The 16344-nt window shown below is 65.0% G+C and carries 15 protein-coding genes; 8 read left to right on the top strand and 7 right to left on the bottom strand.

From position 1 onward, the window contains the following. Nucleotides 1-33 precede the first annotated feature (33 nt). Complete coding sequence (locus MHZ91_RS23740) at nucleotides 34-1017, top strand: tripartite tricarboxylate transporter substrate binding protein (RefSeq protein ID WP_218343171.1); 984 nt, start codon at nucleotides 34-36, stop codon at nucleotides 1015-1017. A gap of 19 nt (nucleotides 1018-1036) precedes the next feature. Continuing rightward, entirely contained in the window at nucleotides 1037-2464 is a 1428-nt protein-coding gene (locus MHZ91_RS23735) for an FAD-binding oxidoreductase (RefSeq protein WP_239215995.1), read from the top strand. 49 nt (nucleotides 2465-2513) lie between these two features. On the opposite strand, the gene aceE is transcribed toward MHZ91_RS23735, so the two are convergent. After that, nucleotides 2514-5201, bottom strand: a complete 2688-nt coding sequence (aceE, locus tag MHZ91_RS23730) for a pyruvate dehydrogenase (acetyl-transferring), homodimeric type (RefSeq protein ID WP_239215994.1) — start codon at nucleotides 5199-5201, stop codon at nucleotides 2514-2516. 171 nt (nucleotides 5202-5372) lie between these two features. Here aceE and MHZ91_RS23725 point away from each other — a divergent pair, with 171 nt between their 5' ends. From MHZ91_RS23725 to MHZ91_RS23715, 3 genes are all read left to right on the top strand, one after another. Continuing rightward, nucleotides 5373-5819, top strand: a complete 447-nt coding sequence (locus tag MHZ91_RS23725) for a MarR family winged helix-turn-helix transcriptional regulator (protein WP_239215993.1) — start codon at nucleotides 5373-5375, stop codon at nucleotides 5817-5819. Nucleotides 5820-6011: 192 nt separating this feature from the next. Then, complete coding sequence (locus MHZ91_RS23720; RefSeq protein ID WP_239215992.1) at nucleotides 6012-6677, top strand: glutathione S-transferase family protein; 666 nt, start codon at nucleotides 6012-6014, stop codon at nucleotides 6675-6677. Between the two features lie 3 nt (nucleotides 6678-6680). Beyond that, the gene (locus MHZ91_RS23715) at nucleotides 6681-7004 is read left to right on the top strand and encodes a multidrug efflux SMR transporter (protein WP_175125903.1); all 324 of its coding nucleotides are present in this window, start codon (nucleotides 6681-6683) and stop codon (nucleotides 7002-7004) included. A gap of 60 nt (nucleotides 7005-7064) precedes the next feature. On the opposite strand, the gene MHZ91_RS23710 is transcribed toward MHZ91_RS23715, so the two are convergent. The 4 genes from MHZ91_RS23710 to MHZ91_RS23695 form a co-directional block, all read right to left on the bottom strand. Then, the gene (locus MHZ91_RS23710; RefSeq protein WP_175125902.1) at nucleotides 7065-7643 is read right to left on the bottom strand and encodes a DJ-1/PfpI family protein; all 579 of its coding nucleotides are present in this window, start codon (nucleotides 7641-7643) and stop codon (nucleotides 7065-7067) included. A 134-nt stretch (nucleotides 7644-7777) separates the two neighbouring features. After that, a complete protein-coding gene (ybaK, locus tag MHZ91_RS23705; protein WP_175125901.1) occupies nucleotides 7778-8266 on the bottom strand; it encodes a Cys-tRNA(Pro) deacylase in 489 nt (162 codons plus the stop codon). A gap of 32 nt (nucleotides 8267-8298) precedes the next feature. Continuing rightward, nucleotides 8299-9282, bottom strand: a complete 984-nt coding sequence (gene xerD, locus MHZ91_RS23700; protein WP_239215991.1) for a site-specific tyrosine recombinase XerD — start codon at nucleotides 9280-9282, stop codon at nucleotides 8299-8301. Nucleotides 9283-9291: 9 nt separating this feature from the next. Beyond that, on the bottom strand, nucleotides 9292-10218 hold the full coding sequence (locus tag MHZ91_RS23695) for a LysR substrate-binding domain-containing protein (protein ID WP_175125899.1): 927 nt from the start codon (nucleotides 10216-10218) through the stop codon (nucleotides 9292-9294). A gap of 165 nt (nucleotides 10219-10383) precedes the next feature. Between MHZ91_RS23695 and MHZ91_RS23690 the strand changes: the two genes are divergently transcribed. The 3 genes from MHZ91_RS23690 to MHZ91_RS23680 all read left to right on the top strand — a co-directional run bounded on the left by MHZ91_RS23690 (nucleotide 10384) and on the right by MHZ91_RS23680 (nucleotide 14560). Further along, nucleotides 10384-12066, top strand: a complete 1683-nt coding sequence (locus MHZ91_RS23690) for a thiamine pyrophosphate-binding protein (RefSeq protein WP_175125898.1) — start codon at nucleotides 10384-10386, stop codon at nucleotides 12064-12066. A gap of 143 nt (nucleotides 12067-12209) precedes the next feature. Continuing rightward, nucleotides 12210-13403, top strand: coding sequence for an acyl-CoA dehydrogenase (locus MHZ91_RS23685; protein WP_056570859.1), 1194 nt, complete (start codon nucleotides 12210-12212; stop codon nucleotides 13401-13403). Between the two features lie 170 nt (nucleotides 13404-13573). Further along, complete coding sequence (locus tag MHZ91_RS23680; protein ID WP_175125897.1) at nucleotides 13574-14560, top strand: TRAP transporter substrate-binding protein; 987 nt, start codon at nucleotides 13574-13576, stop codon at nucleotides 14558-14560. Between the two features lie 13 nt (nucleotides 14561-14573). Here MHZ91_RS23680 and MHZ91_RS23675 read toward each other — a convergent pair whose 3' ends face one another. Next, nucleotides 14574-15017 carry a MaoC family dehydratase gene (locus MHZ91_RS23675; protein ID WP_175125896.1) on the bottom strand — a complete coding sequence of 148 codons (444 nt, stop codon included), beginning with the start codon at nucleotides 15015-15017 and terminating at the stop codon, nucleotides 14574-14576. A gap of 69 nt (nucleotides 15018-15086) precedes the next feature. Next, nucleotides 15087-16337 (bottom strand): benzoyl-CoA 2,3-epoxidase subunit BoxA, encoded by a 1251-nt coding sequence (gene boxA, locus MHZ91_RS23670; protein WP_175186271.1) that lies wholly within the window; start codon nucleotides 16335-16337, stop codon nucleotides 15087-15089. Nucleotides 16338-16344 lie beyond the last annotated feature (7 nt).

The following is a 16344-nucleotide window of genomic DNA, read 5'->3' as shown; positions in this document are numbered from 1 at the left end:
CCGAACATCAAAAACCATAAGCAAGGAGACAACATGTTCAAGAGCACCAAGCAGAGCATTGCCTACGCGTGCGCGGGTCTGGTCGCACTGGCGGCGTCGGCGGGCGCGAGCGCGGCGGATAACTGGCCGACCAAACCCATCCGCATGGTCATCCCGTTTTCGGCGGGCGGAAACACCGACGTGGTGGCCCGGCTGATTGCGCCGCACATCGAGAAAGCGGTGGGTCAACCCGTCGTGGTGGAAAACCGTCCGGGCGCGGCGGGCAACATTGCCGCGGACTTCGTGGCGCGCGCCGATGCCGACGGCTACACGCTGTTGATGGGCACGGTGGGCACGCAGGCCATCAACTACGCCATCTACAAGGACATCCGGTTCAAGCCGGCGGATTTTGCGCCGATCACGCTGGTGGCGTCCGTGCCGAACGTGCTGGCCGTGACGGCCAGCCTGCCCGTGAAGTCCGTGCAGGAACTGATCGAGTACGGCAAGAAGAATCCGGGCAAGCTGAGCTTTGCGTCCAGCGGCGCGGGCAGCTCGATCCATCTGTCGGGCGAAATGTTCAAGAGCCGCACGGGTGTCGACATGGTGCACGTGCCGTACAAGGGCAGCGCCGCGGCGGTGACGGATCTGGTCGGCGGACAGGTGCATCTGATGTTCGACAACCTGCCGACCTCGCTGCCTTTCATCAAGAACGGCACGCTGCGCGCGTTGGCCGTGACCAGCGCGGAACGCAGCACCAATCTGCCCGACGTGCCCACCATGGCCGAGGCCGGCGTGCCCGATTTCGAGGCGGGCTCGTGGTTTGGCGTGCTGGCCCCGGCAGGCACGCCGGCGCCCATCGTAAACCGCATCGATCAGGCCATCGAGAAGGCCATGGCCGACCCCGATATGCAGAAGCGCGTGATCGAGCTGGGCGCGGTGCCTACCGTCAAGGGTCCGGCGGAATTCAACGCCTTCATCGGCACCGAGATCGAGAAATGGAAAGCCGTGGTGCAAGCCGCCGGCGCTTCCGCCAACTGACGCGACGAACGAGCCGGCCATGCCTGACGAAGACATCAAAGCCTCTTTACGCGCCGCATTTCAGGGGCGCGTGCTGGACGACGCCGACGCCCTGGCGCCGCACCTGACCGACTACCGCAAGCGGTGGACGGGCCGCACCTTGGCGCTGGCGCAGCCCGACAGCACCGAGGACGTGGCCAAGCTGGTGAACTGGTGCCGGGAGCGCCGCGTCGCCATCTATCCGCAAGGAGGCAACACAGGCCTGGTCGGCGGCAGCGTGCCGGACGGCGGCGGACACAGCATCGTGCTGTCGCTGGCCCGCATGAGCGCCATCCTGGACGTGGACCGCTACAACAACACGTTGACCGCGCAGGCGGGCGCCGTGCTGGCCAACGTGCAGGAGGCTGCTGCGCAGGCGGACCGGCTGTTTCCGTTGAGCCTGGGCGCGGAAGGAAGCTGCACGCTGGGCGGCAACCTGGCCACCAACGCCGGCGGGATTCAGGTGCTGCGCTATGGCAATGCCCGGGACCTGTGCCTGGGCCTGGAAGTGGTGACGCCCGACGGGCAGATCTGGAACGGACTGCGCGGGCTGCGCAAGGACAACACCGGGTACGACCTGAAGCAGCTTTTCATCGGCGCGGAGGGCACGCTGGGCATCATCACGGCCGCCACCGTCAAGCTGTATCCGCGCCCCGCCGCGCAGATGACGGCCTTTGCCGCCGTGCCGGACCCGCAGAGCGCGGTGCAACTGCTGTCGCTGGCGCAGTCGTATCTGTCGGCCAGCCTGACGGCCTTTGAACTGATCAGCGGTCCGGCCGTAGAGCTGGTGCTGCAACACACGCCCGGCGCGCGCAGCCCCGTGCCCGCCAAGGCGCCGTACTACGTGTTGCTGGAATCCAGCGACGCCGAAAGCGCGGCCCATGCCACGGAGCGGTTCGAAGCGCTGATGGAAGCGGCCTTCGAGGCGGGCATCGTCACGGATGCGGCCATTGCGTCGACCCTGGCGCAGTCGGCCTCGTTCTGGCAGATCCGGCATCACCTGCCCGAAGCGCAATCCATCGACGGCGAGAACATCAAGCACGACATTTCGCTGCCGATCTCGCGCATCGGGGAATTCATCGACGCCGCGCAGACGGCGGTGCATGGCGTGTTGCCCAATGCCCGCATCTTCGTGTTCGGCCATGTGGGCGACGGCAACCTGCACTACAACGTGTCGACGCCGCCCGGCGCGGATGCGTCGGCTTACCAGGCCATGCGCAATTCGGAGAAGGCGGTTTCGGGCGCGGTGTATGACGTGGTGGCGCGCATGAACGGATCGATCTCCGCCGAGCATGGGGTGGGACAGCTGAGGGTGGGTTCGATCGGCCGGTACAAGCCGGCCAACGAGATGGCGATGATGGCAAGCATCAAGCGCCTGTTCGATCCGCTGGGGTTGTTCAACCCGGGGCGGGTGATCGACGCGGACTGACGTCGACGATCATTGAAGCGCGCCCCTGTGGTGTCGCCTTCGCCTTGGCCTAGACCGAGGCCGGGTCCACTTTATCCACGTCGATGTCATAACGGCTGATGACCTCACCGATCTTCTGGCGCGGGACGACGCCCTCGTCAGCCAGCGCCTTGACGGCTGCCAGCACGATGAAATGACGATCCACCTCGAAGAAGGTGCGCAGTGATTCGCGGGTGTCCGAGCGGCCGAACCCGTCCGTGCCAAGGGTGACGAACCGGCGGTCAGTGACGAAGGGACGGATCTGGTCGCCGATGATCTTCATGTAGTCGGTCGCCACGACGACGGGGCCGGCCCGGTCTTGCAAGCATTGCTGGACGTACGGAATACGCGGCTCGTCTTCGGAATGCAGCAGGTTCCAACGCTCGGCGGCCAGCCCGTCACGGCGCAATTCGGTCAGGCTGGTGGCGCTCCATACGTCACTGGAGATGCCGAAGTCCTGTTCCAGCAGTTCACTTGCGGCAATGACTTCGCGCAGGATCGAGCCGCTGCCCATCAGTTGCACATGCGGCTTGCTGGCCGGCTTCGACACGGCGTCCTGTTGTTGACCGTCCCGCAGCAGGTAGAGTCCCTTGAGAATGCCGGCTTCACTGCCTTCGGGCAGCGCAGGATTCGGATAGTTCTCGTTGAGCAGGGTGATGTAGTAGTAGATATCTTCCTGTTCCGCGTACATGCGCCGCAAGCCGTCCTGGATGATGACCGCCAGTTCGTACGCATAGGTCGGGTCATACGAAACGCAGTTCGGGATGACCGACGACAGCACATGGCTATGGCCGTCGTCGTGCTGCAGGCCTTCTCCCATCAGCGTCGTACGGCCCGACGTGGCGCCCAGCAGGAAGCCGCGTGTGCGCGCATCGGCGGCGGCCCAGGCCAGATCGCCGACACGCTGCAGGCCGAACATGGAATAGAAGATGTAGAACGGGATGGCTGGCAGTCCATGATTGCTATAGGCCGTGCCCGCCGCGATCCAGGACGAAATCGCGCCGGACTCATTGATGCCTTCCTGCAGGATCTGACCGTCCTTGGCCTCCTTGTAGTAGCTCAACTGGCCCGCATCCTGCGGGGTATAGAGCTGCCCCAGGTATGAATGGATGCCGATCTGGCGGAACAGGCCTTCCATGCCGAAGGTGCGCGATTCGTCCGGCACGATAGGAATCACCAGCTTGCCCAGGTTGGGGTCCTTGAGCAGCGTGGTCAGGATGCGCACGAAAGACATGGTGGTCGAAACTCCACGCTCGCCGCTGTCTTTCAGTTGCGTGGCGAAGGTACTGAGCGGCGGCACCGCCAGCGGCGCAACCTTGCCGGAGCGCGACGGAACATAGCCGCCCAGCGCGGCCCGGCGTTGTGCAAAGTAGCGGGCTTCTTCGCTGTCGGGCGCGGGTTTCAGATAGGGCATGTCTTCGAGCTGGTCATCGGGCACCGGCAGCGAAAAGCGATCACGGAACGCACGCACGGCGTCCGCGCTCATCTTCTTCAACTGGTGGTTGATGTTCTGGCCTTCGCCAGCCTCGCCCATGCCGAATCCCTTGACGGTCTTGACCAGAACGACCGTGGGCCGGCCTTCGGTGCTGACGGCTTGCGCGTAGGCGGCACGCACCTTCTCCGGGTCATGGCCGCCGCGTGTCAGCGCCCAGATCTCGTCGTCCGACAGGTGCGCCACCAACGCCAGCAGCTCGGGATACTTGCCGAAGAAGTGTTCGCGCACATAGGCGCCGCTTTGCGACTTGAAAGTCTGATATTCGCCGTCCACGCATTCCATCATGCGTTGGCGCAGCAGCCCGCTCGTGTCGCGCTTGAGCAGATCGTCCCAACCGCTGCCCCACAGCACCTTGATGACGTTCCAGCCTGCGGCCCTGAAGGTGCCTTCGAGTTCCTGCACGATCTTGCTGTTGCCCCGCACCGGGCCGTCCAGACGTTGCAGATTGCAGTTGACGACGAAGATCAGGTTGTCGAGGCGTTCGCGCCCCGCGACCGAGATAGCGGCCAGCGATTCCGGCTGGTCCATCTCGCCGTCACCCAGGAAAGCCCACACCTTGCGGCCCTGATGCTCCAGCAATCCGCGGTACTCGAGATAGCGCATGAACCGCGCCTGGTAGGCGGCGGTCAGCGGACCCAGGCCCATCGACACGGTGGGGAACTGCCAGAAGTCGGGCATGAGGCGCGGGTGGGGGTAAGACGACAGGCCATCGCGTCCCGCCTCGCGGCGGAAGTTGTCCAGCTGCGCTTCGGTGATGCGCCCCTCCAGATAGGCGCGCCCGTAAATGCCCGGTGCGGAATGGCCCTGGATGTAGACCATGTCGCCGCCGAATGTTTCGGTACGTCCCCGGAAGAAGTGGTTGAAACCCACGTCATAGAGCACGGCGGCGGACTGGTAGGTGGCAATGTGTCCGCCGACGTTGGAATGCTTGCCGGCGCGCAACACCATGACCATCGCATTCCAGCGGATGTAGGCATTCAGGCGCTGCTCGATGCCGATGTCGCCGGGGTAGGCGGGCTGCCGGTCTTTGCCGATGGTGTTGACGTAGGCGCTGGTGACGCGGCCATGCATATCACCGTGCCGGCTGGCGTCGAAGTCGGTAAGCCGGTCGATCAGGTAGTGAGCGCGCGAACGGCCTTCGACCGTCGTGACAGCCTCCAGCGCTTCCAGCCACTCTCGAGTTTCCAGCGGGTCGACGTCGACCAGGGCGAGGGGGTGATTCATGGCGGTCCTCCAGGGAAAATGACGGGTTGAAGCGGGGCTGCGGCCGACCAGCCAGACGGGCGTGGCGCAGTCACCCACATTCACTCCATGAATTGCAAATGCAATCGTATGGAGCGCAATTCTAGTTCAGCTAGAATTGCAAATGCAACTAAAACTCGAAAGGAGCCTGCCATGGCGAAAGACGGAGCGGATCTTTGGTTCTCGTTTGTGCGCGCCCATCGTTTGATGATCCGCGAGGTCGAAAGCCGCCTGGCAGCGGCCAAGCTGCCCGTCTATGCCTGGTACGACGTTCTTTGGGGACTGGAAAGCGGGCCAGGCGGCACACGGCGGATGCACGAACTGGCCGACGCGCTGGCGATCGAACGCTACAACCTCACGCGGCTGGTCGACCGCCTGGAGCAAGAGGGCCTGGTCCAGCGCGCGCGCTCGGCTGAAGATGGCCGCGCCGCGTTCGCCACCATCACGAAGGAAGGCCGCGCGCTGCGCAAGAAGATGTGGAAGGTCTACGAAGGAACCGTTGCCGAAGTGTTTCTGAGCCAGTTCAGTGCAGACGAGCAAGGCAAGTTTGCCGCGGCGCTGGACCAGGCCGCTGCCGTTGCCCGCGCGCAAGGCAACTGAAGCTGGCAGACAAGTTGTTCAAGACATGCAGACGCCGCCCGCCCGCTTGGCGGCGTGAATGCGGGCGAGCGAAGACGCTGCGAACGCATGGCTGACCTCTGTTGATGGCCCACTTGCACGACGCGGCATCGTGCCATACGATTGCATTTGCAACGATTGCAAATGCAACGCTATTCATCAACAAGGATAGACATGACACAGGCCGATCTCGCGTTGTACACCGCAGACACCCCCAACGGGCAGAAGGTCAGCATCTTTCTCAAAGAAGCCGGACTGACCTATGAGCAGTTCGATCTTGATCTTGAAAAGGGCGACCAGCATCAACCCGAGTTCCTCAAGATCAACCCGAACGGCAAGATTCCCGCCATCGTTGATCGACAAGCCCGCCTCGCCGTCTTCGAGTCGGGCGCCATCCTTTCCTATCTGTCGTCGCAAACGGGGTGTCTGCAGCCCGAAACGCAGGCCGAAAGCGTTGCTGTGCAGCAGTGGCTGCATTTCCAGATTGGCGGCATAGGCCCGATGCTGGGGCAGCTGTGGTGGTTTCTGCATGCCTCGACAACGGGAAATGCCGAGGCGATACAGCGATACCGGAAGCAATCGCTTCGGCTTTACCAGGTCGTGGATACCCGCCTGAGCGAATCCGCCTTCATCGCCTCGGAAAACTACAGCATCGCCGATATCGCCGCATTCACCTGGCTGAGGACCTGGGAAGAGTTGGACCTGGACATCAGATCCTACTCCCACGTCCAGCGCTGGCTGGATGTGATCGCTGCGCGGCCTGCGGTACAGGCGGGGCTTCTGGCAAACAAGCCCGCTTCCCGTGCTGCCCCAGACCGTTCTGTCTCCACCGAGGGCTGAGCCATGGCGTGGACTTATCTGTTCCTTGCCGCAGCCTTGGAGATAGTGATGGGTCTTTCGCTCAAACTGAATGCAGGTTGGACGAAACCGGGGCCAAGCATCATCGCCGTGATGGCGGGGTTAGGCAGCATCTACCTGCTGGCGCTGGCCTTGCGCGCATTGCCCATGGGGATGGCTTATGCCATCTGGACCGGCATTGGAACGATCGGGCTGGTGCTTGTCGGCGTGCTGGTGTTTCAGGATGAGATGAACTGGACCCGGGCCTGCTTCCTTGGCCTGGCGTTCATCGGAATCGTTGGACTGCGCTTCTCGGAGGCAGCGGCGTAAGAAATGAACGTCGACAGCTGAGCGCGGCGCCCGCGCGCCGCGCTCAGTGCGTGATCCCGGTCAGTGCGTGATCTTGGTGCCCAGCACTGCCAGGAACTGCGCCATCCAGGCCGGATGCGCGGGCCAGGCGGGCGCCGATACCAGGTTGCCATCCGTGTAGGCCTGGTCGACGGCAATCTCGGCGTAGGTGCCGCCCGCCAGCCGGACCTCGGGTGCGCAGGCGGGGTATGCCGAGCAGGTCCTGCCTTTCAGCACGTCGGCCGCAGCCAGGATCTGCGCGCCGTGGCAGACGGCGGCGATGGGCTTATTGGCCTTGTCGAAATGCCGCACGATCTCGAGCACCTTTTCATTCAGGCGAAGGTACTCGGGCGCGCGCCCGCCGGGGATCACCAGGCCGTCGTAGGACGAGGGCTCGACGCGATCGAAGTCGTAGTTCAGCGTGAAGTTGTGGCCGCGCTTTTCGGTGTAGGTCTGTGCGCCTTCGAAATCATGGATCGACGTGGCCACCGTGTCACCCGCCTTCTTGTCCGGGCAGACCGCATGCACCGTGTGGCCGACGGTCAGCAGCGTCTGGAACGGCACCATGGTTTCGTAGTCTTCGGCGTAGTCGCCGACCAGCATCAACAGTCGTTTGCTCATGATTGTCTCCGTGGGATGAGGGTGGCGTCCGGTTGCTTGCCCGCGGATCGGGCTCCGGTTCTTGATGTTCTTGACCCATTGTGCCCGCCGCGCCAGCGGACCAGGTGGTAGCGGGATACCACCGGGTTCCCTCTCTACTCCAGCGCCACCGTCACCGGTTTCGCGCCCAGCAGGTCCACCAGCACCTTCGGATCGATGCCCACCAGATAGCCGCGCCGCCCGCCGTTGATGTAGACCACGGGATACTCCAGCACGTCGGCTTCCACCCACACCGGCATCTTCTTGCGCGTGCCGAACGGCGACGTGCCGCCCACCTGATAGCCGGAATGGCGCTGCGCAACCTCGGGCTTGCAGGGCTCGACCTTTTTCAGGCCGGCCTGGCGCGCCAGGTTCTTGGTGGAGACCTCGCGGTCGCCGTGCATGACCACGATCAGCGGCTTGGCCGATTCGTCCTCCATCACAAGCGTCTTCACGACAGCGTGCGGGTCCAGACCGAGCTGGCGCGCGGCTTCGCCGGCGCCGCCGTGATCGACGTAGTCATACGTGTGTTCGGAATAGGCCACCTTGTGCTGCTTGAGGAATTGGGTGGCGGGCGTTTCGGAGACGTGGCGGGCTTTGCTCATTTTTGTGCCGGTGGGTAGGGAGATGGCGGCGGTCAGCCGCGTGGGTGATGGGCCGCGTGCAGCGCCTTCAGGCGTTCGCGCGCCACATGGGTGTAGATCTGCGTGGTGGAAATGTCCGCGTGGCCCAGCAGCATCTGCACGACGCGCAGGTCGGCGCCATGGTTCAGCAGATGCGTGGCGAAGGCGTGGCGCAGCACATGGGGCGACAAGGGCGCATTGACGCCGGCGAGCACAGCGTACTTCTTGACGAGTTGCCAGAACGCCTGCCGCGACATCGCCTCGGCGCGGCTGGTGATGAAAAGCGCATCGCTGACGCGGCCGGCGGCCAATTCGGGGCGTGCCGTGGCCAGGTACTGCGAAATCCAGTGCGCGGCTTCGGCGCCCAGCGGCACGAGGCGGTCCTTGCCGCCCTTGCCCAGGACCACGCGCACCACGCCTTCGTTCAGGCTGACGTCCAAGGCACGCACGCCGACCAGCTCGGACACACGCAGGCCCGTGGCGTACAGGGTTTCGAGCATGGCGCGGTCGCGCAGCCCGCGCGGCTGGCTGACGTCGGGCGCGCGCAGCAGCGCGTCCACCTGTTGCTCGGACAGCGTCTTGGGCATGCGCGGCGGCTGCTTGGCGGCGACCAGCGTCAGGCAGGGATCGCGCTCGGCGCGGTGTTCGCGCAGCGCCCAGGTGTAGAAGCGGCGCAGCGCGGCCAGCCGGCGGTTGGCGGTGGTGGCCCGGGTTTCTTCGTGACGGAAGGCAAACCAGGCCTCGATATCGGCCTTCTGCGCATCGCGGATCGGCTTGGCCGGGCCGGCGGGCAGGATCTGGGCACGCGCCGGCTCGCCGTGCCGGTCGGCCAGTTCCCGGGCGTAGGCGTCGGGGTCTTCAAGCCAGCGGGCAAAACCGGTCAGGTCGCGCCGGTAGGCGGCCAGGGTGTTGGCGGACAGGCCGTCTTCGAGCCACACGGCGTCGATGAAGGCGTCGATATCGGCCTGGGAGGCAAGCGGCTGGCGGGCGGTGGACATGGCGGGATTCTACGGCGCGGCGCGGCCGGGCAGGCGCTCGCCCACGCCTGCGGCGGCGGACTTGAGCCAGGCCTCGAATACCTTCAGCGCATCGGACCGTTCGCTGCGTTGCGGATAGCCGAAGTAATACCCCTGGCTGACCGCCAGCGACTGCGGCACCGGCATGGCAAGCGCGCCCTGGTCCAGCGCGGGCTGCGCCAGAAAGCGCGGCATCAGCCCGACGCCAAGTCCGGCTTGCACCGCCGCCATCACCATGGTGAAGAGCTCGTAGCGCGGGCCGCCAGCCGCCTGCGGTCCATACAGATATCCATTGGCCGTGTACCACTGGCGCCAGGCATCGGGCCGCGAGGCCAGATGCAGATGTGTCATCCCGGTCAGCGCGCCGCCGCCCTGCTCCGCCACGCGCGCCGCCAATTCGGGCGCGCAGACCGGCACCAGTTCGCGTTCCGGAAACAGCAGCCCTCCCTGCGTGCCGGGCCAGAGTCCGTCCCCGTGATACAGCGCGCCGTCGAACGGCTGGTCCTTGAATTGAAACGGCAGGGTGCGCACGGACAAGCTGACGGTGATGTCGCCGTGTTCGCGTTGGAAGTCAGCCAGACGCGGGATCAGCCAGGTGGTGGCCAGCGTGGGCACCACGGCGATGTGGATGCTGCGCCCCATGCCGGTCCGGCTGACGAGACCAAAGGTGTCTTTCTCGATCTGATCAAGATGGTGACGGATCCGGCCGGCGTATTCGGCGCCGTGATCGGTCAGCACGATGCGGCGGCGCACCCGCGTGAACAGTTGCACGCCCAGCCGCGCTTCCAGGCTGGCCACCTGACGGTAGACGGCGCTGTGCGTCAGCGACAGTTCTTCGGCGGCGCGCGAAAAGCTGCCCAGCCGGGCCGAGGCCTCGAACGCCTGCAGGGCCGTCAGATTGGGGATGCCGTTTCTCATGGAAATACCGCCGGAAGTCCGGCCCGCCGCCGTGCGCCCGCATGCGGCGGCGCACCAGCCGCCACGTGCCGGGGGATCAACAGAATGTGCAATTTTATCAATTGCGTTGTGCGCCCAGGGAACATATGCTCGGGAGTTCTACCCTAGGCTAACCACGACACCACCATGCCCCAGCAAGATTCCCGCCTTGGCGGTCACATTCTGGTCGACCAACTGGTCGCCCATGGCGTCAAACATGTCTTTTGTGTCCCCGGCGAAAGCTATCTGGCGGTGCTGGACGGCCTGCACGATGCCGACATCAAGGTCACGGTGTGCCGTCAGGAAGGCGGCGCGGCCATGATGGCCGACGCGCACGGCAAGCTGACCGGCGAGCCCGGCATCTGCATGGTGACGCGCGGTCCGGGCGCCTCCAATGCGCTGGCCGGTGTGCACATTTCCAAGCAGGACTCGTCGCCGATGATCCTGTTCGTGGGCCAGATCGAGCGCGGCATGCGCGAGCGCGAAGCCTTCCAGGAAATGGACTACCGCGCCGTGTTCGGCACGCAGGCCAAGTGGGTAACCGAGATCGATCAGGTCGAACGCATTCCCGAACTGATCTCGCGCGCCTTCCACATCGCCACGTCCGGCCGCCCCGGCCCGGTGGTGATCGCGCTGCCGGAAGACATGCTGGTCGAGGCCGCCAAGGTGGCCGACGCGCCGCGCTACGAAGTGATTGAATCCGCCCCCACCGCCGGCCAGCTGGCCGACCTGGAAAAACTGCTGGCCGATGCGAAGAACCCGGTCGCCATTCTGGGCGGCACGCGCTGGGACGCGCGCGCCGTGCAGGAGTTTGCCGACTTCGCACAACGCCATGCGCTGCCGACCGCCGTGTCGTTCCGCCGCCAGATGCTGTTCCCGGCCGATCATCCGTGCTTCATCGGCGACGTGGGCCTGGGCATCAATCCCGCCCTGCTCAAGCGCGTGGCCGACGCCGATCTGATCCTGCTGGTGGGCGGCCGCATGTCGGAAAACCCCAGCCAGGCGTACACGCTGCTGGATATTCCGGTGCCCAAGCAAAAGCTGGTGCACGTGCATCCCGATGCCGCCGAGCTGGGCCGGGTGTACCGCCCTACCCTGGCCATCAACACATCGCCGTCCGCCTTTGCCGCGTCGCTGGCGGACCTGAAGGCGCCCGCCACTCCGGTCTGGGCCGATGGCACCAAGGCCATGCGCGAGTCGTACCTGAAATGGAGCGACCCCGAAACCGTTACCACGCCCGGTGCGCTGCAGTTGGGCCAAGTGATGGCGTACCTGGAAAAGACGTTGCCGGCCGATGCCATCATGACCAACGGCGCGGGCAACTACGCCACCTGGCTGCATCGCTTCCACCGCTTCACGCGCTTTGGCACTCAACTGGCCCCCACATCCGGATCCATGGGCTACGGCCTGCCGGCGGCCGTGGGCGCCAAGCGCGTGTGGCCCGACAAGACCGTCGTGTGCTTTGCGGGCGACGGCTGCTTCCTGATGCATGGCCAGGAATTCGCCACGGCGGTGCAGTATGACCTGCCCATCGTCGTGATCCTGGTGGACAACGGGATGTACGGCACGATCCGCATGCACCAGGAAAAGCACTATCCGGGCCGCATTTCCGCGACCGAGCTCAAGAACCCCGATTTCGCCGACTACGCGCGCGCCTTTGGCGGCCACGGCGAACGCGTGGAAACCACCGAACAGTTCGGTCCGGCCTTTGAACGGGCATTGGCCAGCGGCAAGCCCGCGATCCTGCACTGCTTCATCGACCCGGAAACCATCAGCCCGTCCACGACCCTCGAGAAGATCCGCGAGGCGGCGCTGAAGGCCCAACACTGAACCCTGCACGGGCGGAATAGCCGGCAACCCCACCGGCGGGGCGCCCAGGCGCACCGCCGTGCAAACCCCAACTTGCCGCCCGAATTATTTTAAGTTTAAACTTTCCAGATTCCGATCACGGAAATCCATAGCGGAGACCCAGCATGTCCTCGAACCCCTCATTCCACTGGCAAGATCCTCTGTTGCTGGACCAGCAACTGACCGACGAAGAGCGTATGGTGCGCGATGCCGCCTACGCCTACTCGCAGGACAAGCTGGCTCCCCGCGTGCTCAACGCCTTCCGCAACGAGAAGACCGATCCCGAGATCTTCTCCGAAATGGGCGAACTGGGCCTCCTGGGCGCCACGATCCCCGTCGAATACGGTGGCGCCGGCCTGAACTACGTCAGCTACGGCCTGATCGCCCGTGAAGTCGAACGCGTCGACTCCGGCTACCGCTCGATGATGAGCGTGCAGTCCTCGCTGGTGATGGTGCCGATCAACGAATTCGGCTCCGAAGAACAAAAGAAGAAGTACCTGCCCAAGCTGGCGCGCGGTGAATGGATCGGCTGCTTCGGCCTGACCGAACCCAACCACGGCTCCGACCCCAACGGCATGGAAACTCGCGCCGTCAAGACGGCCGACGGCTACAAGGTCAGCGGCAACAAGATGTGGATCACCAACTCGCCCATCGCGGACGTGTTCGTGGTGTGGGCCAAGTGCGTCGGCGGCGACTTCGACGGCAAGATCCGCGGCTTCATCCTTGAAAAGGGCATGAAGGGCCTGTCGGCCCCCGCCATCCACGGCAAGGTCGGCCTGCGCGCGTCGATCACCGGCGAAATCGTCATGGACGAAGTGGAAGTGTCCGCCGACCAGATGATGCCCGGCGTGTCCGGCCTGAAGGGTCCGTTCACCTGCCTGAACTCCGCCCGCTACGGCATCGCCTGGGGCGCTGTCGGCGCCGCCGAGGCCTGCTGGCACACCGCCCGCCAGTACACCCTGGACCGCAAACAGTTCGGCCGCCCCCTGGCCGCCAACCAGCTCATCCAGAAGAAGCTGGCTGACATGCAAACCGAAATCACGCTGGCCCTGCAAGGCTGCCTGCGTCTGGGCCGCATGAAGGACGAAGGCACCGCCGCCGTCGAAATCACCTCGATCATGAAGCGCAACTCGTGCGGCAAGGCGCTGGACATCGCCCGCCTGGCGCGCGACATGCTCGGCGGCAACGGCATCTCCGACGAGTTCGGCGTCGCCCGCCACCTGGTGAACCTGGAAGTGGTCAACACCTACGAAGGCACCCACGACGTGCACGCCCTCATCCTGGGCCGTGCGCAGACGGGCATCCAGGCGTTTTATTGATCGCCTGCCTCATGTAGCGAAGAAAGCCGCCTGCTTAGGCGGCTTTTTTATGTCCGAATGCAATAAGCCATACGCCCGATCCCGCCCCGCCTGCCCATTGCCGTAAGCCCGACTAGGCGTACGCCTGTACACCTCGTACGCTTTACCGGTCCCTTTCCGAGGAGTCGCGCATGCAAGGCATCACCCCCCTGCGCCTGGCGGCAGTCATCGCCATGGCTTTCGTCGCCCACGGCGCTCAGGCCGCCACGACGCTCACCATGACCACCGAGTACCCGGCGACTTCCATGCCGGGCCAAGGCGTGTCCACGTTTGCCGAGCTGGTGCGCGCCAAGTCGGCGGGCAACGTCATCATCGACACGAGTTTCGACGCGGCCAAGGGCATCAAGTCCGGCGACATGATTGACGCGGTTCAAACGCGCAAGGTGGATGCGGGCGACGCCTTCGCCGGCGCGCTGGCCACGAAGTATCCGCTGTTCGGCGTGTCGTCCCTGCCCTTCCTGGCGGACTCGCTGTCCAAGGCGCGCAACCTCAACAAGGCCGCCCGTCCGGCGTACGAGAAGCTGCTGGCTGCGCATGGCCAGAAGCTGCTCTACACCACGCCGTGGCCGGCGTCGGGCATCTGGTCCAAGCAGAAGGTGGACAGCGTGGCAGCGCTGAAGCGCCTGACCATCCGCACCTATGACGCCACGTCGCAGGACGTCATGCAGCGTGCCGGCGCGCGCGCGGAGAACATCTCGTTTGCGGACGCCATGCCGCGCATCGCGTCGGGCGAGGTCAATGCGGTGCTGTCCTCCGGCGACGGCGGCGCGGGCCGCAAGTTGTGGGAGTACCTGCCCCACTTCGCGGAGATCAACTACGCCATGCCGATCTCGGTAGCGACGATGAATCTGAAGGCGTACGAGGCGCTGGATGCGCGGTCGCGCAAGGCCATCGACCAGGCGGCCGCGCAGACCGAGACCGAGCAGTGGAAACGCATCGAAGGCCGCCTGCAGCAGAACTACGCGAACATGCGCAAAAACGGCGTGGCCATCAACACCGCTGTGCCGCCCGCGGTGCGCAAGGCGTTGCAGGACGCATCCAAGGAATCGATCAACGCCTGGAAAGCGGCGGCCGGCCCGGAAGGGGCCGCCATTCTCAAGCAGGCGAGCAAGCGGTAGACAAAAGCCGCGCCTAGTTGTTGCCGGACAGGTCGAACAGGCTGGTCGCGTCCATTTCCAGCACGCTTTCGTCGTGCTGGTTCACGACCGTCCACGCCCAGTTGATGATGCCCAGATCCGGGCGCGAGGACGAGTGGCGCGCGCCTTGCACGCGCGCGTGCAAGTGCAGGGTATCGCCAGGGCGGACCGGCGTGCGCCAGCGGACTTCGCCCAGGCCGGGCGAACCGAAGGATTCGGAATCATGCAGGGCGGCGTCGACCGCCATGCGCATGGCCAGCGCGCAGGTGTGCCAACCGCTGGCGATGAGGCCGCCCCACCGGCCTTCCGCGGCGCGCTGCGGATCGGTGTGAAACCACTGAGGATCGAATTGGCGGGCAAACGCCAGGATCTCCGCTTCCGTCACGGTGACCGGCCCGCCCTTGATCACCATGCCGTCCTTGAATTCCGCGAACTTCATGTTGTTTTTCCCCGTGCAAACGAAACGGCGCGCCCAGGCGCGCCGATCGTCACGCAACTGTTGTTGTGGTCAGTAAGTCTCGAAGTGCAGCCGGCCTTCACGGCGCAGCGCTTCATGCAGGATAGACCAATCCTCGCCCGACTGCACCACCACTTCGCGCAGCGCGTCCAGCACGCCGACCTCCATGCCCTTCAGGCCGCAGACGTAGATGCAGGTGTTGCGGTCCGCCAGCAAACCACGGACCTGCGCGGCGCGCTCGCGGATCAGATCCTGCACGTAGCGCTTGGGCTGGCCGGGTTCGCGCGAGAGCGCCAGGTTGATGTCGATGAAATCACGCGGCAGCTTCATCAACGGCCCGAAGTACGGCAGCTCGCGTTCGGTGCGCGCGCCGAAGAAAAGCATGAGCTTGCCGATGTCCGCCGTGCCGATCAGGCGGCGGCTGCGCTCCGTCATGGCGCGCATCGGCGCGGAACCTGTGCCCGTGCAGATCATGATGAGGTTGGCCTTCGGATGATTCGGCATCAGGAAGGTGTGGCCGAACGGGCCAATCACCTGCACCGTGTCGTTCTTCGCCAGGTCGCACAGATAGTTTGAGCAGACGCCGTGCGCGGCCTCTCCACCGTGATCCTGCGTGACGCGCTTTACCGTCAGCGACAGGTTGTTGTAGCCCGCGCGTTCGCCATCGCGCGGGCTGGCCAGCGAATACTGGCGCGCGTGATGCGGCCGGCCCATCGCGTCCACGCCCGGCGGCAGGATGCCGATCGACTGCCCTTCCAGCACCGGAAACGGCTGCTCGCCGAAATCCAGCACGATGTGGTGGATGTCGCTTTCCGTGTCGGCGCCGGTGACGCGGTAGTTGCCCACCACCGTCGCGGTAATCGGCGTCTTGTGCGTGTAGAGATTCACATAGGGGTGCGCGGCAGACCACGGGGGGACTGCCGCGCCGGGCGTCACAAGCGTCGCCGGCGGCGTTGCCGGTTCAGCCTGCGGGTCCGCGGCGACCTGCTGCGCGCCATCGTCCGCAACCGCAACGTCCAATGGCAACGACTTTTCCTGCGGCAGCTCTTCCCAGCCAAACTGGTCCTGCACGGAATAGGCCTCGGCGCGCACCACCAGCCGCCAGTTGTCGATGGAACCCGTCGGGCACGGCGGCACGCAGGCCATGCAGCCGTTGCAGATCTCCGGATCCACCACGTAGTTGTTCGAATCGTGCGTGATCGCATCGACCGGACAGGTCTCTTCGCAGGTATTGCAGCGGATGCAGATCTCGGGATCGATCAGATGCTGCTTCAGGACTTCCACCGGTAATGGGGCGTTCATCGCCGTC

The sequence above is a fragment of the Achromobacter sp. ACRQX genome (assembly GCF_022346505.1).
GTDB lineage: Bacteria > Pseudomonadota > Gammaproteobacteria > Burkholderiales > Burkholderiaceae_B > Achromobacter > Achromobacter animicus.
The sequence above is the reverse complement of the archived record's forward strand: the minus strand, read 5'-3'. Positions and strand labels throughout refer to the sequence as shown.